The 4,525-nt window shown below is 69.6% G+C and carries 6 protein-coding genes and 1 pseudogene; 6 read left to right on the forward strand and 1 reads right to left on the reverse strand.

The genetic code is table 11. The features are described 5' to 3' along the window. The 6 genes and pseudogenes from BKN37_RS25940 to arfC all read left to right on the forward strand — a co-directional run. Positions 1-306 (forward strand): annotated as a pseudogene (locus tag BKN37_RS25940) (MFS transporter); the annotation flags it as partial. Between the two features lie 98 nt (positions 307-404). Then, positions 405-1,700 (forward strand): citrate synthase, encoded by a 1,296-nt coding sequence (locus BKN37_RS25945; protein ID WP_083342057.1) that lies wholly within the window; start codon positions 405-407, stop codon positions 1,698-1,700. A 125-nt stretch (positions 1,701-1,825) separates the two neighbouring features. Beyond that, complete coding sequence (locus tag BKN37_RS25950) at positions 1,826-2,188, forward strand: FKBP-type peptidyl-prolyl cis-trans isomerase (protein ID WP_071030044.1); 363 nt, start codon at positions 1,826-1,828, stop codon at positions 2,186-2,188. A gap of 73 nt (positions 2,189-2,261) precedes the next feature. Further along, positions 2,262-3,308 carry a channel-forming protein ArfA/OmpATb gene (arfA, locus tag BKN37_RS25955; RefSeq protein ID WP_071030040.1) on the forward strand — a complete coding sequence of 349 codons (1,047 nt, stop codon included), beginning with the start codon at positions 2,262-2,264 and terminating at the stop codon, positions 3,306-3,308. 12 nt (positions 3,309-3,320) lie between these two features. Next, positions 3,321-3,470: a channel accessory protein ArfB gene (gene arfB, locus BKN37_RS29410; protein ID WP_095407216.1), complete on the forward strand. Its 150-nt coding sequence runs from the start codon at positions 3,321-3,323 to the stop codon at positions 3,468-3,470. A 49-nt stretch (positions 3,471-3,519) separates the two neighbouring features. After that, the gene (arfC, locus tag BKN37_RS25960) at positions 3,520-3,741 is read left to right on the forward strand and encodes a channel accessory protein ArfC (protein ID WP_071030042.1); all 222 of its coding nucleotides are present in this window, start codon (positions 3,520-3,522) and stop codon (positions 3,739-3,741) included. Positions 3,742-3,857: 116 nt separating this feature from the next. On the opposite strand, the gene BKN37_RS25965 is transcribed toward arfC, so the two are convergent. Beyond that, positions 3,858-4,525: sensor histidine kinase (locus BKN37_RS25965; protein WP_131823706.1), on the reverse strand; the 668-nt coding region annotated here is incomplete at its 5' end.

Here is a 4,525-nt window from a genome sequence, read left to right on the forward strand (position 1 = left end):
GCGCTGGGGTTTATGGCGGTCGGCGGGGCCGCGGACATGGTGTCGGCCGCGTTCCGGTCCACGCTGCTGCAGCAGGTCGCCTCCGACGAGATGCGCGGGCGGCTGCAGGGCGTGTTCGTGGTGGTGGTCGCCGGCGGGCCGCGGCTGGCCGACGCGGTGCACGGCGCCGCGGCGGCGGCGATCGGAACGTCGGCGACGGCGGCCGGGGGCGGGGCGCTGGTCGTGGTCGGCGTGCTGCTCGCCGCGCTGCTGGCCCCGGCGTTCGTCGGGTACCGGGCGCCGGCAGGCGGCGGGCGCCGGCCCTGACCCCCAGCCAAGCGCGCCGCCACGACAGCGACTACCTTTCTCTATACGCACCTATGCGGGCAGCTTTTGTTCGAGTTGAAGAGACCAAAGGGGTTCTTGTGGCCGCAACCGACGACACCGCAACTCTGAAGTACCCAGGCGGTGAGACGGAACTACAGATCGTCCGCGCCACCGAGGGCGCCGACGGCATTGCGCTCGGGTCGCTGCTAGCCCAGACCGGCTACACCACCTTCGACGGCGGTTTCGTCAACACCGCGTCCACCAAGAGCGCCATCACCTACATCGACGGCGACGCCGGCATCCTGCGCTACCGCGGTTACCCGATCGAGCAGCTCGCCGAAAAATCGACGTTCATCGAGGTCAGCTACCTGCTGATCTACGGGGAGCTGCCGACCAAGGAGCAGCTGGAAACCTTCACCCGCCAGATCCAGCGGCACACCATGCTGCACGAGGACCTGAAACGGTTCTTCGACGGCTTCCCGCGCAACGCCCACCCGATGCCGGTGGTGTCCAGCGCGGTCAACGCGCTCAGCGCCTACTACCAGGATTCGCTGGACCCGATGGACAACGGTCAGGTGGAGGTATCCACCATCCGGCTGTTGGCCAAGCTGCCCACCATCGCCGCCTACGCGTACAAGAAGTCGATGGGCCAGCCGTTCCTGTACCCGGACAACTCGCTGACCCTGGTGGAGAACTTCCTGCGGATGACGTTCGGGTTCCCCGCCGAACCCTATGAGGCCGATCCCGAGATCGTCCGCGCGCTGGACATGCTGTTCATCCTGCACGCCGACCACGAGCAGAACTGTTCGACGTCGACGGTGCGGCTGGTCGGCTCGTCGCGGGCCAACCTGTTCACCTCGATCTCCGGGGGCATCAACGCGTTGTGGGGCCCGCTGCACGGCGGCGCCAACCAGTCGGTGCTGGAGATGCTGGAGGGCATCCGGGAAGACGGCGGCGACGTGCGCGAATTCGTCCGCAAGGTCAAAAACCGCGAGGACGGCGTCAAGCTGATGGGCTTCGGCCACCGAGTGTACAAGAACTACGACCCGCGGGCCCGGATCGTCAAGGAGCAGGCCGACAAGATCCTCGGCAAGCTCGGCGGCGACGACGAGCTGCTCGAGATCGGTAAGGCGCTCGAAGAGGTGGCGCTGACCGATGACTACTTCGTCGAACGCAAGCTGTACCCCAACGTCGACTTCTACACCGGGGTGATCTACCGGGCGATGGGCTTCCCGACCCGGATGTTCACCGTGTTGTTCGCGCTGGGCCGGCTGCCCGGCTGGATCGCGCACTGGCGTGAGATGCACGACGAGGGCGATTCCAAGATCGGCCGTCCCCGCCAGATCTACACCGGGCAGCGCGAGCGCGGCTACGTCAGCATCGACGCCCGCTAGGCCCCGGGCCCTACCTCCGCGCGCTACCCCCGCGAGCAGACGCAGATTCGCACGATCGGGGCGGAGTTCGTGCGAATCTGCGTCTGCTCGCCATCACCGGCGGCCACCCGACTAGGGTGGGCCCGGTGACTAGCAAACCTGAGATCGACTTCCCGACCGGCCCGGCACCCACCGGGCTGGTTATCCAGGACCTGGTGGTGGGCGACGGGCCGGAAGCGGCGCCGGGCGGCACCGTCGAGGTGCACTACGTGGGGGTCGAATACGACACCGGCGAAGAATTTGACAGTTCGTGGAATCGCGGCCAGACCATCGAGTTTCCGCTGCGCGGCCTCATCCAAGGCTGGCAGGACGGCATTCCCGGCATGCGGGTCGGCGGTCGCCGCCAGCTGGTGATCCCCCCGGAGCAGGCGTACGGCCCGGCCGGTTCCGGGCATCAGCTGTCCGGCAAGACGCTGATCTTCGTGATCGACCTGATCGGCACCCGATAACCATCGCGCTGCTCTAGGCTGCCTATCGCTGGAAGCGGGGATCAGTCCCGCTTATCGACACGAGGAGGCGCGCATGCCTGAGTCCGAGGCGGGTTCCGACGAGGCTCCGGCAGCGACCGAATCGCCCACCGTCGCCCGCTGGTACCGGCGCCGGCCGGGCCTGCCGTGGCTGCTCGCGGCGGTGCTGATCCCGCTGCTGTTGGGGGTGATCGGCTTCGGGGTCGCCGACCGATCCCGGTCCGAGACCGACGCGCTGAGCGGCCCGCTGCCGACGCTGTCGGAAACCTCGGCTGTGGGTGTCCCGGGCCCGCCGCCGCAGTTAGCGCTGGCGCCGCTGTCCATCGTGCGCAGCGGCGACCAGATCACCCTCGATGGCGCGATGCCCAGCGCGGAAGCCAAGCGGGTGCTGGTGGATACGGTGATCGCCGCGGTCGGCGAGGACGTCAACGTGCTCGACAATCTCGGCGTCAACCCGGACATCAAGGCGCTCGACTTTTCTAACGCCGGACCGTTTTTCAACGCGGCCGCGGGCATCCCGGACTTCAACCTCACCGTCGACGGGGACACCGTCACGCTGGCCGGAACCGCGCCGGTGCAGGCCGACCAGGACGCGGTCGAGGACGCGGCCGTCAAAGCCTGGCCCTACGTCAACGTCGTCGACCAGATCGCGGTCGCCGGTCCGGTGGGTCCGGCCCCCAGCCCGCCGCCCCCGCCGGGTCCCGGCGCGCCCGCGCCCAGTCCGGCGCCGGCCGGCGCGGCGTGCGGCACCCTGCAGGCCGACATCAACGCGCTGCTGAAGGCGCCGATCAGTTTCGCCACCGACGGGGTCACGTTGACCCCGGCCGCGCAGCAGACGCTGACCCAGGTGGCCAGCAAGCTGGCGGCCTGCCCGAACGCCCGGGTGGCGGTCAACGGGTACACCGACAACACCGGCAACGACGCGATCAACACCCCGTTGAGCGGCGCCCGGGCCGCCGCGGTCGCCGAGTTTCTGACCGCGCACGGTGTCGCGGCCGATCACGTCACCGCCACCGGGCTCGGCGCCGCCAACCCGGTGGCCAGCAACGACACCCCGGACGGGCGGGCGCAGAACCGTCGCGTCGAAATCGTGGTCAGTTAAGGAGAATCCGCGATGGACTTCGTGATCCAGTGGCTGTGGTATCTACTCGCGTTCGTGGTGGGCTCGGCGGTGGCGTGGGGGGTCGCGGTCCTGACCGTCAAGCGCACCAGCAAAGAACAAGCCCTGGCGGACCTGCCGGGCGCGCGGGGGGCTGCCAAATGACGCGCGCCGCCGACGATGCAGAGCGCAGCGATGAGGAGGAGCGGCGCTGATGGGTGACGTGAACTGGTGGCTGATGGGGCTGGCCTTCGTGCTCGGGGTGGTGCTGACGCTGGCGCTGACCATCCGGCGGGTCACCGCGGCGGCGCCGGCGAGCGCTGCGAAGGGGGCCGCCGCCGGTGGCGCGGCCAGCTTCGCCGGTGGCCGATCGGGCGCCGAATCCGAGGTACCCGAGGATGAGTCGGCCGCGACCGAAGAACCCGACGACGGGTAATGCGGCCGTGCCTTGTCGCCGAACGTGCGCTGGCGGCGGAGTTTTCGCGATTTTTCCGCCCTGAGCGCACGTTCGGCGCGGCGCCGACGGCGCACCCGCCGACGCGCCGCCCCAAATCAGCCCGGTCCGGGCAGGCGCAGCAATAGCCGCGCCCCGCCCAACGAGCTGTCCTCCAACGCCGCGGTGCCGCCGTGCAACTCGGCCTGCTGGGCCACCAACGCCAACCCCAGGCCCGACCCCGAATGCGAGGCCGTCGACCCGCGGGAGAACCGGTCGAACACCATCTGGCGTTCCCCCTCGGGCACCCCGGTGCCGTTGTCGTCGACGGCGATCTCCACCCCGGCCCGCGAACTGACCGCCGACAGCTGCACCCGGGTGGCGCCGCCGTGTTTGACCGCGTTGGCGATCGCGTTGTCGACGGCCAGCCGCAGCCCGGCCGGCAGCCCGATGATGATGCAGGTCGGCGACGGCACCAGCGACACCTCCAGATCGGGGTAGATCCGCATGGCGTCGTGGGCGGCCCGGTCCAGCAGCTCAGTGATGTCGACCGGGACGTGGTCTTCGGCGGTGGACAGCTCACCTTGGGCCAGCCGCTCCAACGCGCCCAGCGTGGCCTCGATCCGCAACTGGGTGCGGATCACGTCGTTGATGACGTCTTTGCGTTGGTCGTCGGGCAGATCCAGGGTGGACAGCACCTCCAGGTTGGTGCGCATCGCGGTCAGCGGGGTGCGCAGCTCATGGGAGGCGACGTTGGCGCGTGTGAGGGTGCCGGCGGGTGGTGTGG

Origin of the sequence: Mycobacterium talmoniae (genome assembly GCF_001854525.1) — a bacterium.
GTDB lineage: Bacteria > Actinomycetota > Actinomycetes > Mycobacteriales > Mycobacteriaceae > Mycobacterium > Mycobacterium talmoniae.

Bases quoted from the DNA above. Each gene is read 5' to 3' on its own strand.
- arfA (WP_071030040.1), top strand. From the start codon at position 2,262: ATGCCTGAGTCCGAGGCGGGTTCCGACGAGGCTCCGGCAGCGACCGAA.
- arfB (WP_095407216.1), top strand. From the start codon at position 3,321: ATGGACTTCGTGATCCAGTGGCTGTGGTATCTACTCGCGTTCGTGGTG.
- arfC (WP_071030042.1), top strand. From the start codon at position 3,520: ATGGGTGACGTGAACTGGTGGCTGATGGGGCTGGCCTTCGTGCTCGGG.